The following is a 25,915-nucleotide window of genomic DNA, read 5'->3' on the forward strand; positions in this document are numbered from 1 at the left end:
CCGGAAGCTAAGCCTGCCAGCGCCGATGGTACTGCACTCGACAGGGTGTGGGAGAGTAGGACACCGCCGGAACAAATTGTCAGAGCAGGGGATCCACCGAGGTGGGTCCCCTGCTCTCGTTTCGGGCCCGATCGCACCCGCCGGCAGGCGGGTGCTTCGTGCTGCCCGCAGCATGGTTGAATTCAAGAGCGAACATACTTCTCCCGGCGGGACCGGGAATTCGGAAAGGGAACATCGTGCCGGAACGGAACGACGACCGGAAGCCCTTCCGACGTGACGCCTCGCAGGGCGACTCCGACCGGCGCGGTTCGGGTGATTCCCGCCGAAACGACAACAGCCAGGGCGGTTTTCGTCGGAACGACGACCGCGGTGGCAGTTCCCGTCCGGGCGATCGCGACAGTCGGCCGAGCCGCGGTGGAGATTCCGACCGCCGCTCGCGCGACGGCGGCGACCGGTCCGGTGGTTTCCGGCGCGACGGCGGTTCCTCCCAGGGCGGGAACAGCGGGTTCCACCGGGGCGGCGACAGCTCCGGCAGCTCGAGTCAGGGCGGTTACCAGCGCGGCGGGGACCGTGACGGTGGATATCGGGGCGGGGGCGACCGGAGCGGTGGTTTCCGGCGGGATGACGATCGCCCGGGCCGGCGCGACGATCGTGACAGCGGGCCGCGCCGCGAGGGCGGCTTCCGTCGGGACGACCGGGGTACCGGTGATCGGCAGGACAGCCGTGGTGGCGGTTTCCCGCGGGGGAACGACGGCGGTCGCCCCGGGGGCGACAGTGCCGGTGGTTTCCGCCGGGACGATCGCGACAGCGGGTTCCGCCGTGACGACCGCGGTGGTGCCGATCGCGGCGGCGGTTACCAGCGCGGCGGCGATCGCGACGGTGGATTCCGTCGAGGTGGCGACAGCGACAACCGGGGCGGAGGTTTCCGTCGGGACGGCGGCGACCGAAGTGGTGGCTTCCGGCGCGATGGTGACAATCGCGGCGGCGACAGTCGTGGCAGTGACAATCGTGGCGGCGACAACCGCGACGGAGGCTTCCGTCGCGGGGGTGATAGTCGCCAGGGTGGTTTCCGCAGCGGGGGCGACAGCCGTGACGGCGGTTCCCGCGGTGGTGGCAACAGCGGCCGTGACGGTGGCTTCCGGCGCAGCGACGATAGTGGCAATCGCGAGGGCGGTTTCCGCCGTGGCGGCGACAGCGACAACCGTGCGGGTGGCTTCCGGAGTGGAAGCGACGGTGGAGCCCGGCGGGATGATCGCGGGGGTGGGTTCCGCGGCAATGACCGCGACACCGGCAACCGGCGTGAGGACCGCGGCAGCGGGTTCCGGCGCGACGACCGGGGCGGCGATTCCCGTGGTGGCGATCGGGGAAGCGGCTATCGGGGCAACAGTGATCGCGACGGCGGGTTCCGGCGCGGTGGTGACCGCGAGGGCGGCTTCCGCAACGACGACAACAGGGGTGGTGCCCGGCGCGACGATCGCGAAGGGGGCTATCGCAAGGACGACCGCGCGGGCGGTTCCCGCGAGGGCGGGTTCCGGCGGGATGATCGCGACAGCGGATCTCGCGGGGGCCACGGCTCCGGCGGCTCGAATCAGGGCGGCTATCAGCGTGGTGGGGACCGTGACAGCGGGTTCCGGCGTGGTGATCGGCCGGAGGGCAAGGGCGGGTTCCGGCGGGATGGCGGGAACCGGTCCGACGACCGTGGCGGGAATCGGCAGGGCGGTTACCAGCGTGGGAACGATCGTGACGGTGGTTTCCAGCGCGATGGTGATCGGCCGGCGAGCAACCGTGCCCGGGAGTTCCGGCGGAATGATCGCGCCGACCGGGCCGATGATCGCGCGAGCGGTGCGGGGGCCGAGGAGCAGGCGAACGACTTCGGTGCTCGCGCGGACGAGCTCGCTCCCACGAACGAGCGCGACGACCGTGCGGACAGTGTCGCCGGCCAGGTGGACGGCCGGGATGATCGCGCGGACGATGATCGCGCGGACGGCGGCGAGGAGCGCGAGCGCGGCGCCGACGATCGCGAGCGCGCAGGCGACGGTGACGAGCGCAGTGCGGACAACGACGACGCTCGCGCCGATGCCGATGCCGATGCCGATGCCGATGCCGATGCCGATGCCCGCGCCGGCGGTGCCGATAATCGCGGAAGCGGCGGCAGTGACCGTGCTGGCGTTGTCGATGATGGCGAGCGGGGCGTCGGCGACCGCCGGGACACCGGTGAGCACCGCGAGCGCGGTGCCGGCGGAGACGCGGTCGGTGACCGCGAACGTAGCGCCGATGGCGGCGTAGCCGGTGACAATGACCGCCCGGACGGTGCCGGGAACCGCGTGGACGGTGTCGACCGGGCCGCAGCCGGTTCCGGCGAGCCCGGCGATGGCGTGAGCGGTTCGGCGGCAGGTACCCGGGCCGGTGGCACCGGCGCCGCGGGCGAAGCGGCGCCGGCCAGCGAGGAAGCACCGACGGACGAGGCGGACAGCGGACCGCGCGGTGGCGGGGCCGACGCGGCCTCGATCGCCGGCGGCTCCGATGTACCCGCGGCGCGGTCCGACGACTCCGCCCCCGACTCGAACGGCGCCGCGCGAATCGCGCCCGCGAACAACGCCGGGGAATACCGCAGTTACAGCCGCTCCGGCGGTGACGACCGCCGCCGCGGTGGCGAGGGAGCCCGCGTCGGCCGCTCCCTCGACCGCCGCCCCCCGCGCCCGGAGGAGCCGGACCTCCCGGACGACATCCAGGCCTCCGACCTGGACCCCACCATCCGCCGCGACCTGCTGAGCCTGGACAAGGGCAATGCCGAGACGGTCGCCAGGCACCTGGTGATGGCCGCCGCCCTGATCGCGGACGATCCGGAGCTCGCCCTCGCGCACGCCAGGGCGGCGCGGCAGCGGGCGGGGCGGATCGCGGTGGTCAGGGAGACCGCGGGCGTCACCGCCTACCACGCGGGCGAGTGGGCCGAGGCGCTCTCCGAGCTGCGCACCGCGCGCCGGATGTCCGGCGGCTCGGGGCTGCTGGCCGTGATGGCCGACTGCGAACGCGGCCTCGGCCGCCCGGAGCGGGCCATCGAACTCGGCCGCAGCGAGGAGGCTCGCGCGCTGCAGGGCGAGGAGGCGATCGAACTGCGCATCGTGGTGGCAGGCGCGCGCATGGATCTGGGGCAGGTCGACCAGGCCGTGGTGACGCTGCAGACCGCCGAGCTGGATCCGGCGCGCAGCGGGTCGGCGCACGCGCGGCTGTTCTACGCCTACGCCGACGCGCTGGTGGCGGCGGGACGGACCGACGAGGGGCTCACCTGGTTCCTCAACGCGGCCGCCGCGGACCTCGAGGGCGATACCGACGCCGAGGACCGGGCCGCGGAGCTCACCGCCGAGAACTGAACCTGTCGGTGGCCCCCGCTACAGTGCGGGGGTCTCGTCGAGGAGCCCGGGCACGCCCGGGTGGCCGGTCCGCGTCCGCGGCTCGTCCGGATTGGTGACGACCGGGTCCCGTCGCGGCACCCGGGTGACGATGAGCACGGCGGTACCCGTGCTCGGTTCTGCGACCATGAGGACGAGACGGCGGCGCATCCGCGCCGCGCGCGCCCGCAGCGGGTGCGTCCGATGGACCGGTTCGGCCGGATCCCGGCGCCGAGACGAAACGAGGGTGGAGTGACCCGGCTACGAGACGGTTACCGAGCGCTGCTGCTCGATCTGGACGGCACGCTGTATCGCGGCGCCGCGGTGATTCCCGGTGCCCCCGATGCGCTGCCCGCCGGCTCCGCGCAGCAGCTCGTCTACGTCACCAACAATGCCAGCCGCAGCCCGGGCGCGGTGGCCGAGCACCTCACCGAACTCGGTTTCGCCGCGGGCACCGACGACGTGGTCACCAGTGCGCAGGCCGCCGCGCGGCTGCTCGCCGAGCGGGTCCCCCCTGGCGCCGATGTGCTGGTCGTCGGCACCGACGCGCTGGCGGCCGAGGTCAGCGGTGCCGGGTTGAATCCGGTGCGGCGCTTCGATGATCGGGTGCCGGCGGCGGTGGTGCAGGGGCATTCGCCGCAGACCGCCTGGCCGGATCTCGCCGAGGCCGCCTACGCCGTCCGGGCAGGCGCGCACTGGGTGGCCGCCAATACCGACCGCACCCTGCCGAACGAACGCGGCCTCGCGCCGGGCAACGGCTCCCTGGTCGCCGCGCTGCGCGCCGCGACCGACACCGAGCCGGAGGTGGCGGGCAAACCCTTCGCGCCGCTGCTGGAGGACGCACTGACCAGGGCGGGCACCAGGGCCGCGCTGGTCGTCGGCGACCGGCTGGACACCGATATCGAGGGCGCCAACCGGGTCGGGCTGGATTCGCTGCTCGTGCTCACCGGCGTGAGCACCCTGGACGAACTGGCCACCGCGCCGCCGGAGCACCGGCCCACCTATGTCGCGCTGTCCCTGGACGCGCTGAACCACCCGATCGCGGCGGACGAGGTGGAGCTCGGCTCGTCCGCGCTGGGCGAGCTGCTCGGCGCCGAGCCCGCCCGCGCCTTCCGGGTGCGCGGCGGCGCGGGCGACCGGGTGGCGAACGACGGCGCGACCGGGGGCACCACCCCGGGATCGGCGGCGGCCGGGGGCGGTGCGGCCACGGGCAACGGCTCCGGAAATCCGATAGCGTTGAGCCCACGATGACAACTCCGACGCCGCGTCCGCACCCCGGCCCGCACGGCCACCGCCAGGGGATGCCGCTGCCGGGCGGCCACCTGCCCGGCGCGGGGCCGGAGCCCGCCGACCCCGCCCTGGTGCGGGCCGAGGTCGGGGAGTTGCTCGCCGAGCTGGCGGCGGGCGCCGGGCACGCGGACGCCGGGGTCGACCTCATCCGCCGGGCGAAGATCCTGGAACAGGCGCACGACGTGCTGGTCGAGGCGCTCGCCACGGTGGACAAGATCTGAGTGGCCAGGCGTGCGCGCGTTGACGCCGAGCTGGTCCGCCGCGGCATGGCCCGCTCGCGCGAACACGCGGTCGAGTTGATCACCGCTGGCCGCGTCCTGATCAACGGCTCGTTGGCCTCGAAAGCGGCGACGGCGGTCGAGGCCGGTACCCCGCTGCTGGTCCGCACCGAGCCGGACGAGGTCTCCTGGGCTTCGCGGGGGGCGCACAAACTGCTCGGCGCGCTGGCGGCCTTCGAGCCGGACGGGCTGACCGTTGCCGGGCGGCGCTGTCTGGACGCGGGCGCCTCCACCGGCGGCTTCACCGACGTCCTGCTGGCCAAGGGGGCGGTGCGGGTGGTGGCGGTCGATGTCGGCTACGGCCAGCTCGTGTGGCGGCTGCAGAGCGACGACCGGGTGGCGGTGCTCGACCGCACCAACGTCAGGAACCTGACTCCGGAGGCGATCGGCGGGCCGGTCGAACTGGTGGTCGGCGATCTGTCGTTCATCTCGCTGGGGCTGGTACTGCCCGCGCTGGCCGCGTGCGCGGCGCCGGGCGCCGATCTGGTGCCGATGGTCAAGCCGCAGTTCGAGGTCGGCAGGGACCGGGTCGGCTCCGGTGGTGTGGTGCGGGATCCGGCGCTGCGCGCGGCGGCGGTGCGCGAGGTGGCGGCCGCCGCGGCGGCGCTCGGGCTGCGGACGCGGGCCGTCACGGCCAGCCCGCTGCCCGGGCCGTCCGGCAATGTCGAATACTTCCTGTGGTTGCGGAACGAAGGCCCGGTCACCGACGACCGGGACGCGGTCGCCACCATGGTGCAACGGGCCGTCGAGGAGGGACCACAGTGAACGCGGGAACGCCACTCAGTGGCCGGGAGATCCTGTTGGTCGCGCATCCGGGCCGGGCCGAGATCATCGAGACGGCGCACCGGGTCGCGAAGATCTTCGCCGACGCCGGGATCGGGTTGCGGATCCTCGCCGACGAGGCCGACAGCACCCGATTCGAGGGGGCGGTCGGCAGCGACGGCGCGGTGCGGGTGGTCGAGGCAGGCCCGGCCGCCGCGGTCGGCTGCGAGATGGTGCTGGTCCTCGGCGGCGACGGCACGCTGCTGCGCGCGGCCGAGCTGGCCCGCCCCGCCGCCACCCCGGTGCTCGGAATCAATCTGGGCCGCATCGGATTCCTCACCGAGGCCGAGGCGGAGAACCTGGACGAGGCGCTGGCCCAGGTGGTGCAGCACGACTACCGGGTCGAGCACCGGATGACCATCGACGTCACCGTCCGGGTGGACGACGAGATCGTCGAAACCGGCTGGGCACTCAACGAGGCCAGCATCGAGAACGCCTCGCGGATCGGGGTGCTCGAGGTGGTGCTCGAGGTGGACGGCAGACCGGTGTCGTCGTTCGGCTGCGACGGAATCCTGCTCGCCACCCCGACCGGCTCCACCGCCTACGCGTTCTCCGCGGGCGGCCCCGTGGTCTGGCCCGAACTGGAAGCGCTGCTGGTGATCCCGAGCAATGCGCACGCCCTGTTCGCCCGGCCGCTTGTCGCGAGCCCGGAGTCCCGGATCGCGGTCGAGTCGGTGGCCACCGGACACGATGCGATAGTTTTCCTGGATGGCAGGCGCACGCTGGCGCTGCCGCGCGGAAGCCGCGTGGAGGCGGTCCGCGGCGCCGAACCGGTGCGCTGGGTGCGGCTGGACTCGGCGCCCTTCGCGGACAGAATGGTGCGCAAATTCCAATTGCCCGTGACAGGCTGGCGAGGCCGGCGGCGAACGGAGAGCACAAGTGCTGACAGAGATCAGGATTGACGGTCTCGGCGTCATATCCGCCGCGACCGCGCAGTTCCACGAGGGGCTGACCGTCCTCACCGGCGAGACCGGCGCGGGCAAGACCATGGTGGTCACCAGCCTGCACCTGCTCAGCGGGGCGCGGGCGGACCCGGGGCGGGTGCGCCTCGGCGCCGAGAAGGCCGTGGTGGAGGGGCGATTCACGGTCGACGAGCTGAACGAGGCCGCGCGCACCGAGGTCGGTGCGGTGCTGGAATCGGCGGCCGCCGAGGCCGACGACGACGGCAGCGTCATCGCCATCCGCACGGTCGGCAAGGACGGCCGCTCCCGGGCACACCTGGGCGGGCGCGGCGTGCCCGCCTCGGTGCTCGCCGGGTTCACCGCGCCGCTGCTCACCGTGCACGGGCAGAACGACCAGCTGCGGCTGCAGCGGCCGGAGCAGCAGCTGGCCGCGCTGGACCGGTTCGCCGCCGAGGCCGTCGAGCCGCTGCTGCGCGGCTACCGCAAGCACCGCAAGGCCTGGCTGGCGGCGCGGGAGCGGCTGCTGGAGCGCACCGCGCGCAGCCGGGAGCTGGCGCTGGAGGCGGATCGGCTGACCCACTCGCTCACCGAGATCGACGCCGTGCGGCCGGAGCCGGGCGAGGATCTGCGGATCGTGGACGAGGTGCGCAGGCTCAGCGATCTGGATTCGCTGCGCGACGCCGCGGTGGTGGCGCACGACGCGCTGGCCGGGCCCACCGACGCACCCGACGCGGGATCCGGCGCGCTGGACCTGCTCGGCACCGCGCGGGCACGGCTGGAGGGTGCGGAGGATCCGGCGCTGACCGCGCTGGCGCCGCGGCTCGCCGATGCCATCGCGGTGGTGGTGGATCTGAGCACCGAACTCAGCGGCTACCTCTCCGACCTGCCGTCGGACCCGAGCGCGCTGGACTCGCTGCTCACCAGGCAGGCCGAGTTGAAGACGCTGACCCGCAAGTACGCCGCCGACGTGGACGGGGTGCTCGCCTGGGCGGAGGAATCGCGGGCCAGGCTCGCCTCGCTCGACGTCTCCGAGGAGGCGATCGCGGCGCTGGCAGGCGAGGTCGACGCGGCCGCCGAGAAGGTGCGGGCGGCGGCGGTGAAGCTCAGTGCGGCGCGGACGAAGGCGGCGGGGAAGCTGGCAGGCGCCGTGAGCGCGGAGCTGGCCGGGCTGGCCATGGGTAAGGCGCGGCTCGAGGTGACGGTCAGGCAGATGCCGGCGAGCGCGCAGGATTCGGCGCCGCTCACGGTGGATGGAGCCGAGCTGCACGCCGGGTCGTCCGGGGTGGACGAGGTGGAGTTCCGGTTGTCCGCGCACTCGGGGGCGCAGTCGCTGCCGCTGAGCAAGAGCGCTTCGGGGGGTGAGCTCTCCCGGGTCATGCTGGCGCTGGAGGTGGTGCTCGCCGGGTCCGATCACGGGGCGACCATGGTCTTCGACGAGGTGGACGCGGGGGTCGGTGGCCGGGCCGCGGTCGAGATCGGGCGCAGGCTGGCCCGGTTGGCCCGCACCCACCAGGTGATCGTGGTGACGCACCTGCCGCAGGTGGCGGCCTTCGCCGACACCCACCTGGTGGTGAACAAGTCGGACGACGGCAAGGGGCGGGTGGACAGCGGGGTGCAGTCGCTCGACCGTGAGGAGCGGGTGGTCGAGCTCGCGCGCATGCTCGCCGGGCTGGACGACACCGAGACCGGGCGCGCGCACGCCGAGGAGCTCCTCGAAACCGCTCGCGCCGAACGGGAACCGGCCAGCGCCTGAGGTCGCTCCGCCGCGCGGCGGGCAGTGGTCGAGCGCGAGGGCGCCCGGTCACCGGACCGGGCGCCCTCGGGAAGCGTGGGTCAGCGGACCGCTTTCTGCGCACCCTTGATCATGGTGGTGATCAGATTGCGCAGCCCCAGCTCCAGCACCTTGCCGGGCACCGGCAGCTTGGGCTCGGACTCCATGGTGTAGCTGACCAGGGTGCCGCCGTCGGTGTCGGCGAAGGTGACGACGCCGATGTGCCGCTTGACCGGCGCCCCGGCGACGACCTTGTACGCCATCCGCTCGTTCGGCACGAGCTCGGTGATCTCCTCCGTGATCCCGACCCCGCCGACGCCGATGAGGTGCTGCGCGCCGACGCCCTCGCGCTCGGTGCTTCCCGGCCGCTTCAGGGTGATGTTCACCGCCAGGTGCGGGCTGAGGCTCTCGCGGTTCGCGAAGGTGCGGTAGACGACATCGCGGGGGGCGGCGACGACGGCATCGACGGTGGTGCTGGCCATGGAAAGGCTCTCCTCGGATCGGACTGTCTGTGACAGGAGCATATCGGGTTGTCTGGGGGTTCGCCGGAGTGGTTGCGGTGGTATCACTGTGACGAATGTGGCGTTGGATGCGGCGCGCCTCCACCTGTGGTCGAGGGTTTGCGGAGATCATCGGCCCATGAAGATGCCGGCGCTGCTGTCGAGGAGTTCCGAAACGCTGCCTGGTCGCTCCGGAATAGCCAGGGTGGATCGCAACACTCGGCGTCTGCTGAAACGGGTCGGTCCCGGCGATATCGCGGTGCTCGACGAGATGGATCTGGACCGGGCCACCGCGGATCGGCTGCTGGAGGCCGGCGTCGTCGCGGTGGTCAACACCTCGCCCTCGATCTCCGGCCGGTACCCGAACCTGGGGCCCGAGGTGCTGGTCGCCAATGACGTGCTGCTGCTGGACACGCTGAGCTCGGATGCCTTCGCCAAGATCAAGGACGGCGCCAAGGTCCGGATCCACGACGGCACCGTCTACGCCGACAAGCTGGTGAAGAAGGAGCCGGAGGCGCTGGTCGACGGCATCGAGCTCACCGAGTCGGTGGTGGGGGACCGGATGATCGCGGCCCGCAACGGGCTCGCCGACCACCTGGAGGCCTTCGCGGGCAACACCATCGAGTTCGTGCGCACCGAGAGCAGCCTGCTGATCGACGGCGTCGGCGTGCCCGCCCTGACGCTGACCATGAAGCAGGCGCACGTGGTCGTGGTCGGTGAGGGCCCGGACCACGCCGACGACCTGCGCAGCTTGAAGCCGTTCGTCAAGGAGTACGCGCCGATCATGGTCGGTGTCGGCCGCGGCGCGGACACGCTGGTGAAGCAGGGGTACAAGCCGGATCTGATCGTCGGCGACCCGGACGAGATCACCACCAAGACGCTGCGCTCCGGCGGCGAGGTGATCCTGCCCGCCGACACCGACGGCCACGCCAAGGGGCTGGACCGGATCCAGGATCTCGGGATCGGCGCCACCACCTTCCCCTCGTCCGGCTCGGCGACCGACCTCGCGCTGCTGCTCGCGCACCACCACGGCGCGGCCATGATCGTCACCGCGGGCGCGGCGGCCTCGCTGGACGAGTTCTTCGACCGCGGCCGCAAGGACAGCAACCCGGCCACCTTCCTGACCCGGCTCAAGCTCGGCACCACGCTGGTCGACGCCAAGGCGGTCGCCACGCTGTACCGGCACCGCGGCTCCGGCGCCGCGCTGGCGCTGGTGGTGCTGGCGGCGCTGGTGGCGGTGATCGTGGTGCTGGTCGCCTCGGACAGCACCGGCGCCGTCCTGGACTGGGGCATCGACATCTGGAACCGCTTCGCCGTCTGGGTGCAGGGCCTGGCCGGCGCGCGCGACAACTGAGGGGAGCCGCGATGATCTCGCTGCGCCAGCACGCCATCTCGATCGTGGCGATCTTCCTCGCGCTCGCGCTGGGCGTGGTGCTCGGGTCGCAGACGCTCGCCGCCGACCTGCTCGGCGGGCTGCGCTCGGACAAGGCCGAGCTGCGCACCCAGCTGGACGCGGCGACCGAGCAGAACCGGCTGCTCACCGATCAGCTCGCGGTGACCGACGAGTTTCTGTCCAGATCCGCCGGTGCGGTGGTGCAGGGCACCCTGGCCGATCGCACCGTGCTGGTGTTCACCACCCCGGACGCGGTGCCGGAGGACGTCGACACGGTGAGCAGGAACCTGGAGGCCGCGGGCGCCGCCATCACCGGGCGGATCGCGCTGAACACCCCGTTCCTGGACACCGGCGAGGGCGACCGGATGCGCAGCGCGCTGATCAACGTGATCCCGGCGGGCGCGCAGCTGCGCACCGGCGCGACCGACCAGGGCAGTATCGCGGGTGACCTGCTCGGCCAGGTGCTGCTGCTCGACCCGGTGACGGCGCAGCCGCGCAGCACGCCGGAGGAGTTCGGGCTGGTGCTGGAGACGCTGCGCGGGGGCGGATTCCTCGCCTACGGCGAGGATCCGGTGCGCGCGGGGCAGCTCGCGGTGGTGATCACCGGCGACATGCCGGATGCCGGGAACGGCAGCCGCGGGGTCTCGCTGGCGCGGTTCGCCGGTGGGCTGGACTCGGCGAGCGCGGGGGTGGTGCTGGCCGGACGGCCGGGCGCGGTGAACGGGCAGGGCCCGATCGACGTGGTGCGCTCGGACACGCCGCTGTCGGCCGCGGTGACCACGGTGGACAACCTGGACAGGCAGATCGGCCGGGTGACCGCGGTGCTCGGGCTGAGCGAGCAGCTCAACGGCGGCGCGGGTCGCTACGGCACCGCCGCCAAGGCGACCGCGCTGACGGTCGCGACGCCGTCGAGCTGAACGCCGGGTCCGCGCGCGCCGCCCCGCCTGCCGGCGTGACGCCGCGGGGCCGCGGGCGATGCATCTCACAGCGGTCGCTCGGGCGCATCACCGCACTTCGGCGAATTTCCGGCAAACCTGCGTGGCGGGTGAGCTCGGCGCCGGGCGCATGTTACCGTGAAGTCCCGTGGGTCAAACACGGATTCAGGCGCGAACAGCCACGAAGCACATCTTCGTCAGCGGTGGCGTCGCCTCCTCACTGGGCAAGGGTCTCACCGCTTCCAGCCTCGGTCAGCTGCTGACCGCGCGCGGGCTCCGGGTGACGATGCAGAAACTCGACCCCTACCTCAACGTCGATCCGGGCACCATGAACCCCTTCCAGCACGGTGAGGTGTTCGTGACCGAGGACGGCGCCGAGACCGATCTGGACGTCGGGCACTACGAGCGCTTCCTCGACCGCGACCTCTCCAGGGACGCGAACGTGACCACCGGGCAAATCTATTCGACGGTGATCGCGAAGGAGCGGCGCGGCGAGTACCTGGGCGACACGGTGCAGGTCATTCCGCACATCACCGACGAGATCAAGAGCCGCATCCTGGCCATGAGCGCCCCCGACCCCGAGGGCATCATCCCGGACGTGGTGATCACCGAGATCGGCGGCACGGTCGGCGACATCGAGTCGCAGCCGTTCCTGGAGGCGGCCAGGCAGGTCAGGCACGACGTCGGCCGGGAGAACGTGTTCTTTCTGCACGTCTCGCTGGTGCCGTACCTGGCGCCGTCGGGCGAGCTCAAGACCAAGCCGACGCAGCACTCGGTGGCCGCGCTGCGCAGTATCGGCATCCAGCCGGACGCGCTCATCCTGCGCTGCGACCGCGAGGTGCCGCAGGGGCTCAAGAGCAAGATCGCGCTCATGTGCGACGTCGACGTGGACGGCTGCATCTCCACCCCGGACGCGCCCTCGATCTACGACATCCCCAAGGTGCTGCACCGCGAGGGGCTCGACGCCTACGTGGTGCGCAGGCTCGGGCTGCCGTTCCGGGACGTGGACTGGACGGTCTGGGGCGATCTGCTGGACCGGGTGCACTCGCCGCGCGAGACCGTCGAGGTGGCGCTGGTCGGCAAGTACGTGGACCTGCCGGACGCCTACCTCTCGGTCACCGAGGCGCTGCGCGCGGGCGGCTTCGCCTCGCGGGCCAGGGTGCAGATCCGCTGGGTGCAGTCGGACGACTGCGCGAGCCCGGCGGGCGCAGCCTCGGCGCTGCGCGACGTGGACGCGGTGCTCATCCCCGGCGGCTTCGGCATCCGCGGCATCGAGGGCAAGGTCGGGGCGATCACCTACGCCCGGACCCGCGGGCTGCCGCTGCTCGGGCTGTGCCTGGGGCTGCAGTGCGTGGTGATCGAGGCGGCCCGCTCGATCGGGCTGGCCGAGGCCAACTCGGCCGAGTTCGAGCCGGATACCCCGCACCCGGTGATCTCCACCATGGACGACCAGAAGCAGATCGTGGCGGGCGAGGCCGACCTGGGCGGCACCATGCGGCTCGGGGCGTACCCGGCGGTGCTGACGAAGGGGTCGCAGGTGGCCCAGGCGTACGGCACCGACCAGGTCTCCGAGCGGCACCGGCACCGGTACGAGGTCAACAACGCCTACCGGGACCGGATCGGGAAGAGCGGGCTGCGGTTCAGCGGTACCTCGCCGGACGGGCGGCTGGTCGAGTTCGTCGAACTGCCCGCCGACAAGCACCCGTTCTTCGTCGCCACCCAGGCGCACCCCGAGCTCAAGAGCCGCCCGACCCGGCCGCACCCGCTCTTCGCGGCGCTGATCGCGGCGGCGCTGAAGTACAAGCTGGCGGAGCGGCTGCCGGTGGACATCCCGGACGAAGAGTTCGCGGGCGCGGAACAGGCATGAGCGAGTCAGGCCCGGAGGCGGGAGCGGAGCGTGGCCACGGAGGGCCCTCGCTCAGGCCGGATGAACCCAGCATGAGCGAGTCAGGCCCGGAGGCGGGAGCGGAGCGTGGCCACGGAGGGCCCTCGCTCGGGCCGGATGAACCCAGCATGAGTGAGCAGGTGGGGAAGCACACGTTCGAGACGGTCTCGTCGGAGACCGTCTACAGCGGGGCGATTCTGGCGCTGCGCCTCGACCAGGTGGTGATGCCGGGCGGCAAGGTCGCCGAGCGGGAGGTGGTGGAGCACCACGGCGCGGTCGCGGTGGTCGCCGTCGACGATGCCGGTGACGTGGTGCTCATCCGGCAGTACCGGCACCCGATCGGCACCCGGCTGCTGGAGCTGCCCGCCGGGTTGATCGATGTCGAGGGCGAGGACCCGCTGGCGGCGGCCCGCCGCGAGCTGGCCGAGGAGACCGGGCTGGCCGCCGCGCGCTGGTCGGTGCTGGTCGACGTCGCGCTCTCGCCCGGCTTCACCGACGAGGCGCTGCGCATCTACCTGGCCGAGGGGCTCACCGCGACCGACCGGCCCGATCCGGAGCTGGAGGAGGCCGACATCGCGCTGGTGCGGCTGCCGGTCGCCGAGGCGGTCCGGGCAGCGCTGGCAGGCGAGATCGTGAACGCCACCGCGGTGGCGGGGGTGCTGGCGCTGGCGACCGCGCGCGCCACCGGCGCCGCGCTGCGGGCGGCGGAGGCACCGTGGCCGGGGCAGCCGACCGCCCTGCTGCGCAGGCAGGCCGCGCAGCGCGAGAGCTGAGCGGCGCGGTGCTCGCCAGGGAGATCGACGGCTACCTCGACCACCTCGCGGTCGAGCGCGGCGCGGCCCGCAACACCGTCGCCGCCTACCGGCGCGACCTGGCCAGGTACCGCGAATTCCTGGACGGCCGCGGCGTCGCCGCGCTGGAGCAGGCGGGCGAGGCCGACGTGGCCGAGTTCGCCACGGCGCTGCGGGCGGGCGGGGCGGGCAGGCCGGCGCTGGCCGCCGGGTCGGTGGCGCGGGCGCTGATCGCGGTGCGCGGGCTGCACCGCTTCGCCGCCGCCGAGGGGGTGGCCGCCACCGACGTGGCGCGCGCGGTGAAACCGCCGAGCCAGGGGCGCAGGCTGCCGAAGGCGCTGCCCTACGACCAGGTGCTCGCGCTGCTGGAGGCCGCGGCCGCGACGGACGCGCCGCGCGCGCTGCGCGACCGGGCGCTGCTCGAGCTGCTGTACTCCACCGGCGCCCGGATCTCCGAGGTGGTCGGGCTCGACGTGGACGACCTGGACACCGATGGCCGAGCGGTGGTGCTGCACGGCAAGGGCGGCAAACAGCGCATGGTCCCGATCGGGCGGCCCGCGCTGGCCGCGGTCGACGCCTACCTGGTGCGCGGGCGGCCCGCGCTGGTGCCGCGCGGGCGGGCGGCGGGCGGGCCCGCGCTGTTCCGGAACGCGCGCGGCGGCAGGCTCTCCAGGCAGAGCGCCTGGCAGGTGCTGCGCTCCGCCGCCGAGCGGGCCGGGATCGAGGCGGCGGTCTCGCCGCACACGCTGCGGCACTCCTTCGCGACGCACCTGCTCGACGGCGGCGCCGACGTCCGGGTGGTGCAGGAGCTGCTCGGGCACGCCTCGGTGACCACGACGCAGATCTACACCCTGGTCACGGTGACGACGCTGCGCGAGGTCTGGGCCACCGCGCACCCGCGCGCGTGACCCGACCCGACCCGCCCGATTTCGTACCCACCGGCCGGTAACCCGGACGCGCGGCGGTGACACGGGGAACACTGGGACGCGCGTGTCCGAGCGACGGTGCCCCGCACGAGGCGGTAGCGTCTATCGGAAGCTGGACCGTACGAGAGCGAGGTCGCGCCATCCCGGCTTCGCTACGCTCGGCAAGGAACGGGCAGGACGTATAAGGAGCAGCGGATCGTGACCACAGCCAGTGCGGAACCGCCGAACAACGCGTCCGTCCGGGGTCCGTCCGCCCGCGCGGAGCGGCGCGGCGACGCCGAGCCCAAGGGCCCGTCCAAGGCCGCGGCCGATTCGCTCTGGGGCGACGGCGCCGAGCCCGTTCCCGAGGACGCCGACGCCGACCTCGGCCCGACCGGACGGCCGCTGCGCCCGGTGCCGGATCCGCCGCCGGTGGAGAAGACCGGCCAAGCGCTGATCGTCGCCATGTGCAACCAGAAGGGCGGCGTCGGCAAGACCACCTCCACCATCAACCTGGGCGCCGCGCTCGCCGAGTACGGCCGCCGGGTGCTGCTGGTCGACCTCGACCCGCAGGGCGCGCTCTCCGCGGGGCTCGGGGTCGCGCTGCACGATCTGCAGTACACGGTGCACAACCTGCTGGTCGAGAACCGCGTCGGGATCGATGACGTGGTGATGGAGACGCGGGTCGACGGCATGGATCTGCTACCCAGCAATATCGACCTCTCCGCCGCGGAGATCCAGCTGGTGAACGAGGTCGGCCGCGAGCAGTCGCTCGGCCGCGCGCTGGCGCCGGTGCGGGACCAGTACGACTACATCCTGATCGACTGCCAGCCCTCGCTCGGTCTGCTCACCATCAACGCGCTGGCCTGCGCCGACGGCGTCATCATCCCGATGGAGTGCGAGTACTTCTCGCTGCGCGGCCTCGCGCTGCTCACCGACACCGTCGACAAGGTGCGGGACCGGCTGAACCAGCAGCTCAGCCTCTACGGCATCGTGGTCACCATGTTCGACGCCAGGCTGCAGCACGCCAGGCAGGTCATGGCGCGCGTGGTCGAGGTCTTCGGCGACCTGGTCTACGACACCGCGATCGGCCGCACCGTGCGCTTCCCGGACGCCAGCGTGGCCGGTGAGCCGATCACCACCTGGGCGCCGAAGTCGACCGGCGCGGAGCAGTATCGATCGATGGCCAGAGAGGTCATCCACCGGTCCGGCCGGTGACCACGACCGTCACCCCCGAGGCGCCCGAAGCGCCCCGCCAGACGTTCCACCTGCGGCTGAGCAACTTCGAGGGGCCGTTCGACCTGCTGCTGCAGCTGATCAGCGCGCGAAAACTCGACGTCACCGAGGTCGCGCTGCACAAGGTCACCGACGAGTTCATCGCCTACACCAAGGCGCTCACCGCGGCGATGTCCGCGCCGAACGGGCTGCGCGCGGACAAGATCCTGGACGAGACCACCGAGTTCCTCGTCGTCGCCGCCACCCTGCTCGACCTCAAGGCGGCCCGGCTGCTGCCCGCCGGCGAGATGACCGACGCCGAGGACCTGGAGCTGCTGGAGGCGCGCGACCTGCTCTTCGCGCGGCTGCTGCAGTACCGGGCGTTCAAGCAGGTCGCCGAGTTGTTCGCGGAGCTGGAGGCGGTGGCGCTGCGGCGCTACCCGCGTTCGGTCGGGCTGGAGGAGCGGTTCGCCGGGCTGCTGCCCGAGGTCACGCTCGGGGTGGACGTGCCGCGCTTCGCCGAGATCGCCGCGGCGGCGTTCCGGCCCAAGCCGAAGCCGCGGGTCGGGCTGGACCACCTGCACGCGCACACCGTCTCGGTGGCGGAGCAGGCCGAGCTGGTGCTGGACGTGCTCAGGGAGCGCGGCATCGGCGGCTGGACCACCTTCGCCGAGCTGATCACCGGCCTCACCGAGCCGATCGAGATCGTGGCCAGGTTCCTGGCGCTGCTCGAGCTGTACCGGGGCAGGCACATCGAGTTCGACCAGCCGGAGCCGCTCGGTCCGCTCGGCGTCAGCTGGACCGGCGACCCGGAGGCGGTGCGGGCCCCGGCGACCATCGAGGAGGACTACGGATGACCGACGCGGTGGCGAATTTCACGCCGGAGCCGCTGGACGGCCCCGAATTCCGGGCGGCGCTGGAGGCCATGCTGCTCGTCGTCGACGCACCGGCCCCGGTCGAACAGCTGGCCGCGGCGCTGGACGACACCACCGAGCGGGTGCAGACGGCGCTGCGCGGGATGTCCGCCGAGCTCGCCGCCAACGGCAGCGGAATCGACCTGCGTTTCGTCGGGGACGGGTGGCGCTTCTATACTCGCAGCGAGTACGCACCCTATGTGGAACGGGTACTGCTCGACGGCGCCAGGACCAAACTGACCAGGGCGGCGCTGGAGACCCTGGCGGTCATCGCGTACCGCCAGCCGGTCACCAGAACCAGGGTCGGCGCGGTGCGCGGGGTCAATGTCGACGGCGTTATGCGTACGCTGCTGGCACGGGGCCTGATCGCCGAGGACGGTGTCGATCCGGAGACCAACGGCACCCTCTACCGCACCACGGAGCTCTTCCTGGAGCGGATCGGGCTGGCGTCGCTCAGCGATCTGCCGCCACTGGCGCCGCTGCTCCCCGGCGTCGACATGATCGACGAGATCAACGAGAGCCTGGAGACGGATCCCCGCTACACCAGGCTGCGAAAACCCGCCGGGTCCGATCTGGACCTCGGCACCGAGAACTGAAGGAACTATGAACACCCCCGCTCGCCGAGATGGCACACCGGATCGAAGAAACCGCAGCGACCAGCCCGGCCGCGGCAGGCCGGAGCGCGGGCAGCGCACCGCCGCCGCCCGCGCCGACGGCGCCCGCCGCGCGGACGAGGAACGCGATCGCCGCCGCACCCGCGGCGACACCGACAGCCGCGGAAGCGGCTACGGCCGTGACGACCGCGGCGCGAGGCCGGGCGGCGGCCAGGACCGCGCCGGGCGTCCCGACGGCGGCTACGGCCGCGGGGACGACCGGGGTGGACGCCCCGGCGGCGGCCAGGACCGCGCGGGCCGCTCCGGTGGCGGCTACCGCAGGGACGACGGCGGAACCGGAGGCCGCTACGGCGGCGGCAGGCCCGACGGTGGCCGTGCCGGTGCGTCGGGCGGCCGGTCCGAGGGCGGCTCGGATCGCCGCTACGACGGCGGCCGCCGGGACGAGGGCGGCGCGCGCCGCGACTCCCGCCCCGCGGCCAAGAAGGCCAAGCCGGAGCGGCAGAGCAGCTCGACCCCGCTGCTCAGCAATGCCAAGCCGGCCAAGCACCAGCACGCCGAGGGCGGCCACACCAAGCTCCCGTGGGGCGAGGGGGAACGGCTGCAGAAGGTGCTCGCGAAGGCGGGCGTCGCCTCGCGCCGCGCCGCCGAGGAGCTGATCGCGCAGGGCCGGGTCGAGGTGGACGGCGCCATCGTCACCGAGCAGGGGCTGCGGATCGACGCCGAGAACGCCGTGGTCCGGGTGGACGGCACCCGCGTCGTCGTCCGCGAGGAGCTCGTGCACCTGGCGATGAACAAGCCGCGCGGCTGGCAGTGCACCATGTCCGACGACCTGGGCCGCCCGTGCGTCGGCGACATCGTGGCCGAGCGGATCGTCGCGGGCCAGCGGCTCTTCCACGTCGGCCGGTTGGACGCCGACACCGAGGGGCTGCTGCTGCTCACCAACGACGGCGACCTCGCGCACCGGCTCATGCACCCCTCCTTCGAGGTGCACAAGACCTACCTGGCCACCGTGCGCGGCGAGGTGGACCGCTCGCTGGGCAAGCGGCTGCGCGCCGGCGTCGAGCTGGAGGACGGCCCGGCCAGTGTCGACCGCTTCCAGGTGCTCGAGGTCAACGAGGGACGATCCCTGGTCAAGCTGGAGTTGCACGAGGGGCGCAAGCACATCGTGCGCAGGCTGCTCGCCGAGGTGGGCCACCCGGTGGACCGGCTGCTGCGCACGCACGTCGGCCCGGTGGCGCTCGGCGATCAACGTCCGGGCACGCTCAAGGTGCTCGGACGGGACGAAGTCGGAAAACTCTACGAGGCGGTGCAGTTGTGAACGGTCTGGAGATCCCGGTGGCCGATACCGCGCGGTTGTCGGACGATTCGCCGCTGGTGGTGGCGATGGACGGCCCGTCGGGCACCGGGAAGTCCAGCGTCTCGCGGAGGCTGGCCACCCGGCTGCGCGCCCGCTACCTGGACACCGGCGCCATGTACCGGGTCGCCACCCTGCGGGTGCTGCGGCTCGGCGTCGACCCGGCCGACCCGGCCGCCGTCGCCGCCGCGGTCGCGGAGCTGCCGCTGACCATCGGCACCGACCCGGGGCAGGAGCTGATCCTGCTCGCCGGTGCGGACGTCTCCGACGAGATCAGGGGCAGCGTCGTGACCCGCGCGGTCTCCGCGGTCTCCGCGGTGCCTGCGGTGCGCGAGCAGCTGGTGGCGCTGCAGCGCGAGCTGGCGGCGGGCGCCGGGCGGATCGTGGTCGAGGGCCGCGACATCGGCACCGTCGTGCTGCCGGACGCGGACGCCAAGGTGTACCTGACCGCCTCCGCGGAGGCCCGCGCGCACCGGCGCAATCAACAGAACATCCGCGAGGGCAGGGGCGACGACTACGCCGGTGTCCTCGCCGACGTGCAGCGCAGGGACACCCTGGACTCGACGCGCGCGGTCTCCCCGCTGCGCCCGGCCGCGGACGCGGTGCAGGTGGACACCAGCGAACTGGACATGGACGAGGTCATCGACGAGCTGTACCGGGTGGTCGGGCACGCCGTGGCCGGAAACGGACGGACGCGGTGACCGAGGACGTACTCGCCGGAGACGGCATCTGGAGCGACGAATCCGACTGGGAGATCCAGGATCTCGATTCCGAGGCGGAGGCGGGCGACGAGATCGCCATGCCGACCCTCGCGGTGGTCGGCCGCCCCAACGTCGGCAAGTCGACGCTGGTGAACCGGATCCTCGGCAGGCGCGAGGCCGTCGTCGAGGACATCCCCGGCGTGACCAGGGATCGGGTCTCCTACGAGGCGAGCTGGTCCGGGCGGCGCTTCTGGGTGCAGGACACCGGCGGCTGGGAGCCGGACGCCAAGGGGCTGCAGCAGTCGGTGGCCAGGCAGGCCGAGCTGGCCATGTCGACCGCCGACGCCATCCTGCTGGTGGTGGATGCCGTCGTCGGCGCCACCGCCACCGACGAGGCCGCGGTGAAGAAGCTGCGGCGCAGCGACATCCCGGTGATCCTGGTCGCCAACAAGGTGGACGACGTGCGGGCCGAGGCCGAGGCGGCCTCGCTGTGGTCGCTCGGGCTCGGCGAGCCGCGGATGGTCAGCGCCGCGCACGGCCGCGGCACCGGCGACCTGCTCGACGACGTGCTCGCGGCGCTGCCGGAGACCCCGCGCGAGGGCACCCCCGGCCTCGGCCCGCGCCGGGTCGCGCTGGTCGGGAAGCCGAACGTCGGCAAGTCCAGCCTGCTCAACAAGCTGGCCGGGGACGAGCGCTCGGTGGTGCACGACGTCGCGGGAACCACCGTCGACCCGGTGGACACGCTGGTCGACCTCGGCGGCAAGATCTGGAAGTTCGTCGACACCGCCGGGCTGCGGCGCAAGGTGGCGCACGCCTCCGGCACCGAGTTCTACGCCTCGCTGCGCACCAAGTCGGCGCTGGAGGCATCCGAGGTCGCGATCATGCTGATCGACGCCTCGCAGCCGCTCACCGAGCAGGACCTGCGGGTGATCAGCCTGGTCGCCGACTCCGGGCGCGCGCTCGTGCTCGCCTTCAACAAGTGGGACCTGGTCGACGAGGACCGGCGGCTCACCCTGGAGAAGGAGGTCGACCGCGACCTCAACCGGGTGCCGTGGGCGCAGCGGGTGAACATCTCCGCGCACACCGGCCGCGCGGTGCAGAAGCTGGTCCCCGCCATGGAGGGCGCGCTGGAGTCGTGGGACAAGCGCATCTCCACCGGGCGGCTGAACAACTGGCTCAAGGAGGTCGTCGCGGCGACTCCGCCGCCGATGCGCGGCGGCAGGCTGCCCCGGGTGCTCTTCGCCACCCAGGCCGGTACCCGCCCGCCGACCTTCGTGCTCTTCACCACCGGTTTCCTGGAGGCGGGGTACCGCCGGTTCCTGGAGCGGCGGCTGCGCGAGGAGTTCAACTTCGACGGCTCGCCGGTGCGCATCTCGGTGCGGGTCAGGGAGCGGCGCGAGCGCAAGAAGTAGCGGACGAGCGGGCGGCGGGGACGGTCGGCGACCGTCCCCGCCGCTGTCGTACCCGCTACTCCGAAACCGGGAAGAGCGAGGGGCCGTCCTCGGGAGCGCCGTCGATCTGGCCGCGGTGCGTGCCGAAGAGCTCGTCCGCGTCGTCGGCCGGGAGCTGCTCGACATCGGTGACGCCCGCGTCGGCGAGTTCCTCGGTGGTGTGATCGATGGGCTCGCCGACGTCGGGCTCCTCCTCGGCGAGGCGCTGGGCGAGCGGCTCGCCCTCGCGCTCCTCGCGGGCGGTCATGCCGAAGCGGTTGGCGCCGCTCCAGTCGTCCGGCGGATCCACCACGGCGTCGCCGTCGTCGTTGCGCACCTCGTCGGAGTCGAGGGACTCGGTCGGCGACAGGGTGTCGCCGGGACCGTCTTCGGTGCTCGCGTCGGTACTCATACGCCAGTGGTGCCCGGCCGGCCCCCGGGCAAACGTGCGGCGCCGGCCACCGCGGGCCCGCGCAGCCTGGTCCTGCGGTAGGCCGCCGGGGTGGTGCCGGTCCACCGCTTGAAGGCGTGGATGAAGGGGGTCGCCTCGGCGTAGCCGAGCCGCAGCGCGACGTCGTCCACCGACATCGGGGTGGCGGCGAGCAGCTCCTCGGCCAGCGTGCGGCGCACCTCGTCGAGCAGGCCGCGGTAGCTGGTGCCCGCCTCGGCGAGCCTGCGGCGCAGGGTGCGGGTGCTCATGGCGAGCTCGGCGGCGACGGCGTCCAGCGTCGGCGGGCCGCTGGGGCCGGGGAAGAGCCGCTCGCGCACGTCGGCGGCGATCCCGGTGCGGGCGCGGCGGTGGCCGACCAGGTCGCGGCACTGCGCGACGCACATGGCCCAGGTGGCCTGGTTGGCCTGCGGCAGCGGTCGGGTGAGCAGCGCCTGCGGCACACCGAAGAGCGTCTGCGGGCAGCCGAAGCGCGGCTCGACGCCGAGCGCGGCGGTCAGGACGGCGGTGTTCGCCGGCGCCGGGAAGGCGAACTCGGCGCGGGTGAAGGTGCACGGCCCGCCGAGCAGGTCGCTCATCACCCGGTGGATGGCGACGATGTCGCGCTGCACCAGGAACCACTGCAGGTCGGCCGGGACGGTGCCGTAGCGGAACCGGGTCAGCACCTCGTGCTCGTTCCACTGCACCTCGGGGGTGCAGAAGGCGAAGCCGAGGCTGTAGTAGCGCAGCGCCAGCGAGATGGCCTCGCGCAGGGTCGCGCTGGTGACGCAGGCGAAGCCGAAGATGCCGAAGGTGCTGATCCGGTAGCGCTGCCCGACCGTCGCGCCGAGCGCGGCGTCATCCGCACCGAGCTCGCGGACCAGCGCACGCACGACGGCGAGCTCGGTGTGCGCGTCGATCTGCCGATCCGGGTCGGTGAGCATGGCCGCGGCGAGACCGGTGCCCGCCAGCAGCCGCGGCGCCTCGACCCCGTGCGCGGCCGCGTGCTCGACCATGACCCCGACGCTGGCGACGCCGCGCGGAAAGCTCCAGTCGCCCACTTCGGCCTGCTCGACTTCGTGCATGACACCAGTATGGCCGAATCTATTGATTCTTTGACCTCAGGTATTTGCCGTGCGGCCACGCCAAGGCCATAGCGTAGGGATATGCCACGTAGTGCACCTTCGATCGTCATCATCGGCACCGGCTTCGGCGGCCTCGGCACCGCCGTGGAGCTGCAGCGCGCCGGCTTCGGCGACTTCACCATTCTCGAGCGCGCGGCCGATCTGGGCGGCGTCTGGCGGGAGAACACCTACCCCGGCGCGGGCTGCGACATCCCGTCGCCGCTGTACTCGTTCTCCTACGAGCCCAAGTCGGACTGGCCGAAGCGCTTCTCCGGCCAGGCCGACATCCAGGGCTACATCCGCGACGTGGCGCGCAAACACAACCTGCTCCCGCGCATCCGCTTCGGCTCCGATGTCACCGAGGCGGCCTACGACGACGCGACCGGCACCTGGACCGTGCGGCTCGCCGACGGCGCCGAGCTCACCTGCGACGTGCTGATCTCCGCGGTCGGGCAGCTCTCCCGCCCCGCGCTGCCCGCGATTCCCGGCATCGAGAGCTTCCGGGGGCAATCCTTCCACTCCGCCGAGTGGGACCACGACGTCGAGCTGACCGGCAGGAAGGTCGCCGTGATCGGGACCGGCGCCAGCGCCGTCCAGTTCGTGCCCGCCATCGCGCCGAGCACGGAACACTTGACGCTGTTCCAGCGCTCGGCGGCGTGGATCATGCCGAAGAACGACGTCGAGTACTCGAAGCTGCAACACACGCTGTTCCAGCTGCTTCCCTTCACCAGGAAGGCCGAGCGGCTCTGGTTCTGGACCGTCTGCGAATTCCTCGCGCTGGCGCTGGTGGACGTGCCGTTGATCCGGAAGCTGGTCACCTGGATCGGCATGCGCCAGCTGCGCAAGCAGGTGGCCGATCCCGGGCTGCGGGCGAAGCTGACCCCGGACTACCCGGCCGGCTGCAAACGGGCGCTCTTCTCCAACGAGTACCTGCCCGCGCTCACCGCGCCGAACGTCAGCGTGCAGACGACCGGCATCACCGCGATCGAGCCGGAGGGCGTGCGCACCGCCGACGGTGAGCTGCACGAAGCCGACGTGATCGTCTACGGCACCGGCTTCAAGGGAACCGAGTTCCTGTGGCCCATGCAGATCCGCGGCCGCGGCGGGCGCAAGCTGGAGGACGACTGGGCGGGCGGGGCCCGCGCGTACAAGGGCGTCACCGTGCCCGGCTACCCGAACCTTTTCCTGGTGTACGGGCCGAACACCAACCTCGGCGTCGGTTCCATCGTCTACATGATCGAGTCGCAGGCGAGCTACATCCGGCAGGCGCTGGAGCGGCTCGCGCCGCACGCCGGTCGCGTGCTCGACACCCGCACCGACAAGGCGGACGAATTCGATGCCGGGCTGCAGCAGCGGCTCGAGCGCACGCCTTGGAACTTCTGCGGCAGCTGGTACCGCAGCGAGAACGGGCGCATCACCAACAACTGGCCGGGTACCGTGCTCAGCTACCGGCTGCAGACCCGCAAGCTGAACCCGGCCGACCACCCGCTGCTTCCCGTCGGAGCAAAGGAGCTCTTCCGATGACCTTCGACTACGACGTGCTGATCGTCGGCTCCGGCTTCGGCGGCAGCGTGAGCGCGCTGCGGCTCACCGAGAAGGGGTACCGGGTCGGCGTGCTGGAGGCGGGGCGCCGCTTCGCCGACCACGAGTTCGCCAAGACCTCCTGGCGCGCCAGCAAGTACCTGTGGGCGCCGTGGGCCAAGTTCTACGGCATCCAGCGGCTCACGCTGCTCGACGACACCCTGATCATGAGCGGCTCCGGCGTCGGCGGCGGCTCCCTGGTCTATGCCAACACGCTGTACGAGCCGCCGGAGAAGTTCTTCGCGGACCGGCAGTGGGCGCACATCACCGACTGGAAGTCGGAGCTGCTGCCCTACTACGACCAGGCCAAGCGGATGCTCGGCGTGACGACGAACCCCGCCACCACCGCCACCGACCGCGTCCTGCGGGAGGTGGCCGAGGAGATGGGCGTCGGCGACTCCTACCAGCGCACCCCGGTCGGCGTGTTCTTCGGCGGGCCGGGCACCAGGCCGGGGCAGGACGTGCCCGACCCGTTCTTCGGTGGCGCCGGCCCGGCCAGGCGCACCTGCACGCACTGCGGCGAGTGCATGACCGGGTGCAGGCACAACGCCAAGAACAGCCTGGTCAAGAACTACCTCTACCTGGCCGAGGAGGCCGGGGCCGAGGTGCACCCGCTGACCACCGTCACCGACGTGCGGCCGCTCTCCGGCGGCGGCTACTCGGTCTCGACCGTCGGCACCGGACGGCTGCTGCGCAGGAGGAAGCGCACCTTCACCGCCGAGCAGGTGATCTTCTCCGCCGCCGCGCTCGGCACCCAGCGGCTGCTGCACAAGCTGCGCGACACCGGCTCGCTGCCGGAGATCTCGCCGCGGCTCGGGTACCTGGCGCGCACCAACTCCGAGGAGCTGCTCGTCGTGCGCACCCGCGCCGACGACACCGATTTCACCAAGGGCGTCGCGATCACCTCGTCCATCCACCCCGACGCCGACACGCACATCGAACCGGTGCGCTACGGCAAGGGGAGCAACACCCTCGCGCTGCTCAGCACCGCGATGGTGGACGAGGTCGACGGGGTCGCCAAGGGCAAACTGTGGTGGCGGCAGATGGTGCGCAGCAGGCGCGATATCGCGCGCATGCACAATCCGCGGCGCTGGTCCGAGCAGATGATCGGGCTGCTGGTGATGCAGTCGCTGGACAATTCGATCACCACCTACACCCGGCGCGGGGTGTTCGGGCGCAAGCGGATGCACACCAGGCAGGGCGAGGGCGCTCCCAACCCGACCTGGATCCCGGCCGGGCACGACGTGGCGAACCGGATCGGCGAGAAGATCGACGGCTTCGCCACCGGCTCGATCAGCAGCCTGTTCGACATCCCGATGACCGGGCACTTCATCGGCGGCTGCGTGATCGGCGATTCGCCGGAGAGCGGTGTGGTCGATCCCTACCACCGGCTCTACGGCCATCCCGGGCTGCACGTCATCGACGGCTCGACGATCACCGCGAACCTCGGGGTGAACCCGTCGCTGACGATCACCGCGCAGTCCGAGCGGGCGGTGGCCATGTGGCCGAACAAGGGCGAGGCCGATTCGCGGCCCGCGCTCGGCTCCGCCTACCGCCGGATCGAGCCGGTGGCGCCGCGCCATCCGGTGGTGCCGGAGAGCGCGCCGGGGGCGCTGCGGTTGCCGCTGGTGGAGATCACCAGCAACGGGAAGCCGGTCCCCGCGCCCGCGGGGGAGTAGGGGCCGCGCGGCTCG

At 72.5% G+C, this 25,915-nt stretch carries 24 protein-coding genes; 19 read left to right on the top strand and 5 right to left on the bottom strand.

Features of this window, described 5'->3' with window-relative positions; genetic code table 11:
- Positions 1-182: 182 nt before the first annotated feature.
- Complete coding sequence (locus ACFO0B_RS05175) at positions 183-2,222, bottom strand: hypothetical protein (RefSeq protein ID WP_378611137.1); 2,040 nt, start codon at positions 2,220-2,222, stop codon at positions 183-185.
- A 285-nt stretch (positions 2,223-2,507) separates the two neighbouring features.
- Here ACFO0B_RS05175 and ACFO0B_RS05180 point away from each other — a divergent pair, with 285 nt between their 5' ends.
- Positions 2,508-3,371, top strand: a complete 864-nt coding sequence (locus ACFO0B_RS05180) for a tetratricopeptide repeat protein (protein WP_378611371.1) — start codon at positions 2,508-2,510, stop codon at positions 3,369-3,371.
- Positions 3,372-3,389: 18 nt separating this feature from the next.
- On the opposite strand, the gene ACFO0B_RS05185 is transcribed toward ACFO0B_RS05180, so the two are convergent.
- Positions 3,390-3,539: a hypothetical protein gene (locus ACFO0B_RS05185; RefSeq protein ID WP_378611138.1), complete on the bottom strand. Its 150-nt coding sequence runs from the start codon at positions 3,537-3,539 to the stop codon at positions 3,390-3,392.
- 102 nt (positions 3,540-3,641) lie between these two features.
- Between ACFO0B_RS05185 and ACFO0B_RS05190 the strand changes: the two genes are divergently transcribed.
- Genes ACFO0B_RS05190 through recN form a run of 5 tightly spaced genes read left to right on the top strand, consistent with a single transcriptional unit; the run spans position 3,642 to position 8,434 of the window.
- Positions 3,642-4,640 carry an HAD-IIA family hydrolase gene (locus ACFO0B_RS05190; protein ID WP_378611139.1) on the top strand — a complete coding sequence of 333 codons (999 nt, stop codon included), beginning with the start codon at positions 3,642-3,644 and terminating at the stop codon, positions 4,638-4,640.
- A complete protein-coding gene (locus tag ACFO0B_RS05195) occupies positions 4,637-4,900 on the top strand; it encodes a hypothetical protein (RefSeq protein ID WP_378611140.1) in 264 nt (87 codons plus the stop codon). The genes ACFO0B_RS05190 and ACFO0B_RS05195 overlap by 4 nt, the downstream gene beginning before the upstream one ends.
- On the top strand, positions 4,901-5,722 hold the full coding sequence (locus tag ACFO0B_RS05200) for a TlyA family RNA methyltransferase (RefSeq protein ID WP_378611141.1): 822 nt from the start codon (positions 4,901-4,903) through the stop codon (positions 5,720-5,722). It begins immediately after the preceding gene.
- Positions 5,719-6,681, top strand: a complete 963-nt coding sequence (locus tag ACFO0B_RS05205) for an NAD kinase (RefSeq protein ID WP_378611142.1) — start codon at positions 5,719-5,721, stop codon at positions 6,679-6,681. Before ACFO0B_RS05200 ends, ACFO0B_RS05205 begins: the two co-directional genes overlap by 4 nt.
- Positions 6,659-8,434 carry a DNA repair protein RecN gene (recN, locus tag ACFO0B_RS05210; RefSeq protein WP_378611143.1) on the top strand — a complete coding sequence of 592 codons (1,776 nt, stop codon included), beginning with the start codon at positions 6,659-6,661 and terminating at the stop codon, positions 8,432-8,434. Before ACFO0B_RS05205 ends, recN begins: the two co-directional genes overlap by 23 nt.
- A gap of 80 nt (positions 8,435-8,514) precedes the next feature.
- Here the strand turns inward: recN and ACFO0B_RS05215 are convergent, their stop codons facing one another.
- Positions 8,515-8,934, bottom strand: a complete 420-nt coding sequence (locus ACFO0B_RS05215; RefSeq protein ID WP_233016967.1) for an SRPBCC family protein — start codon at positions 8,932-8,934, stop codon at positions 8,515-8,517.
- 157 nt (positions 8,935-9,091) lie between these two features.
- Between ACFO0B_RS05215 and steA the strand changes: the two genes are divergently transcribed.
- From steA to der, 11 genes are all read left to right on the top strand, one after another.
- The gene (gene steA / locus ACFO0B_RS05220; protein ID WP_378611144.1) at positions 9,092-10,306 is read left to right on the top strand and encodes a putative cytokinetic ring protein SteA; all 1,215 of its coding nucleotides are present in this window, start codon (positions 9,092-9,094) and stop codon (positions 10,304-10,306) included.
- An 11-nt stretch (positions 10,307-10,317) separates the two neighbouring features.
- Complete coding sequence (locus ACFO0B_RS05225; protein WP_378611145.1) at positions 10,318-11,262, top strand: copper transporter; 945 nt, start codon at positions 10,318-10,320, stop codon at positions 11,260-11,262.
- A 166-nt stretch (positions 11,263-11,428) separates the two neighbouring features.
- On the top strand, positions 11,429-13,147 hold the full coding sequence (locus tag ACFO0B_RS05230) for a CTP synthase (protein ID WP_378611146.1): 1,719 nt from the start codon (positions 11,429-11,431) through the stop codon (positions 13,145-13,147).
- Between the two features lie 146 nt (positions 13,148-13,293).
- The gene (locus ACFO0B_RS05235) at positions 13,294-13,938 is read left to right on the top strand and encodes an NUDIX domain-containing protein (RefSeq protein ID WP_378611147.1); all 645 of its coding nucleotides are present in this window, start codon (positions 13,294-13,296) and stop codon (positions 13,936-13,938) included.
- Between the two features lie 8 nt (positions 13,939-13,946).
- A complete protein-coding gene (gene xerD, locus ACFO0B_RS05240; protein ID WP_378611372.1) occupies positions 13,947-14,864 on the top strand; it encodes a site-specific tyrosine recombinase XerD in 918 nt (305 codons plus the stop codon).
- Positions 14,865-15,266: 402 nt separating this feature from the next.
- Positions 15,267-16,079: a ParA family protein gene (locus ACFO0B_RS05245; RefSeq protein ID WP_378611373.1), complete on the top strand. Its 813-nt coding sequence runs from the start codon at positions 15,267-15,269 to the stop codon at positions 16,077-16,079.
- The gene (locus ACFO0B_RS05250) at positions 16,076-16,933 is read left to right on the top strand and encodes a segregation and condensation protein A (protein ID WP_378611148.1); all 858 of its coding nucleotides are present in this window, start codon (positions 16,076-16,078) and stop codon (positions 16,931-16,933) included. Before ACFO0B_RS05245 ends, ACFO0B_RS05250 begins: the two co-directional genes overlap by 4 nt.
- Positions 16,930-17,586 (top strand): SMC-Scp complex subunit ScpB, encoded by a 657-nt coding sequence (scpB, locus tag ACFO0B_RS05255; RefSeq protein ID WP_378611149.1) that lies wholly within the window; start codon positions 16,930-16,932, stop codon positions 17,584-17,586. The genes ACFO0B_RS05250 and scpB overlap by 4 nt, the downstream gene beginning before the upstream one ends.
- A 7-nt stretch (positions 17,587-17,593) precedes the next feature.
- Complete coding sequence (locus ACFO0B_RS05260; RefSeq protein ID WP_378611150.1) at positions 17,594-18,922, top strand: pseudouridine synthase; 1,329 nt, start codon at positions 17,594-17,596, stop codon at positions 18,920-18,922.
- Between the two features lie 65 nt (positions 18,923-18,987).
- Entirely contained in the window at positions 18,988-19,659 is a 672-nt protein-coding gene (cmk, locus tag ACFO0B_RS05265) for a (d)CMP kinase (protein WP_378611375.1), read from the top strand.
- Positions 19,656-21,071, top strand: coding sequence for a ribosome biogenesis GTPase Der (der, locus tag ACFO0B_RS05270; protein ID WP_378611151.1), 1,416 nt, complete (start codon positions 19,656-19,658; stop codon positions 21,069-21,071). Before cmk ends, der begins: the two co-directional genes overlap by 4 nt.
- Before the next feature lie 55 nt (positions 21,072-21,126).
- Here der and ACFO0B_RS05275 read toward each other — a convergent pair whose 3' ends face one another.
- Both ACFO0B_RS05275 and ACFO0B_RS05280 read right to left on the bottom strand, forming a co-directional pair.
- Entirely contained in the window at positions 21,127-21,501 is a 375-nt protein-coding gene (locus ACFO0B_RS05275) for a hypothetical protein (RefSeq protein WP_378611152.1), read from the bottom strand.
- Complete coding sequence (locus ACFO0B_RS05280; RefSeq protein ID WP_378611153.1) at positions 21,498-22,601, bottom strand: AraC family transcriptional regulator; 1,104 nt, start codon at positions 22,599-22,601, stop codon at positions 21,498-21,500. Before ACFO0B_RS05280 ends, ACFO0B_RS05275 begins: the two co-directional genes overlap by 4 nt.
- Before the next feature lie 81 nt (positions 22,602-22,682).
- Here ACFO0B_RS05280 and ACFO0B_RS05285 point away from each other — a divergent pair, with 81 nt between their 5' ends.
- Positions 22,683-24,164, top strand: coding sequence for a flavin-containing monooxygenase (locus ACFO0B_RS05285; protein WP_378611154.1), 1,482 nt, complete (start codon positions 22,683-22,685; stop codon positions 24,162-24,164).
- Positions 24,161-25,900, top strand: coding sequence for an FAD-dependent oxidoreductase (locus tag ACFO0B_RS05290; protein ID WP_378611155.1), 1,740 nt, complete (start codon positions 24,161-24,163; stop codon positions 25,898-25,900). Before ACFO0B_RS05285 ends, ACFO0B_RS05290 begins: the two co-directional genes overlap by 4 nt.
- Positions 25,901-25,915: the final 15 nt, after the last annotated feature.

Origin of the sequence: Nocardia jiangsuensis, assembly GCF_042650385.1 — a bacterium.
GTDB classification, from domain to species: Bacteria; Actinomycetota; Actinomycetes; order Mycobacteriales; family Mycobacteriaceae; genus Nocardia; species Nocardia jiangsuensis.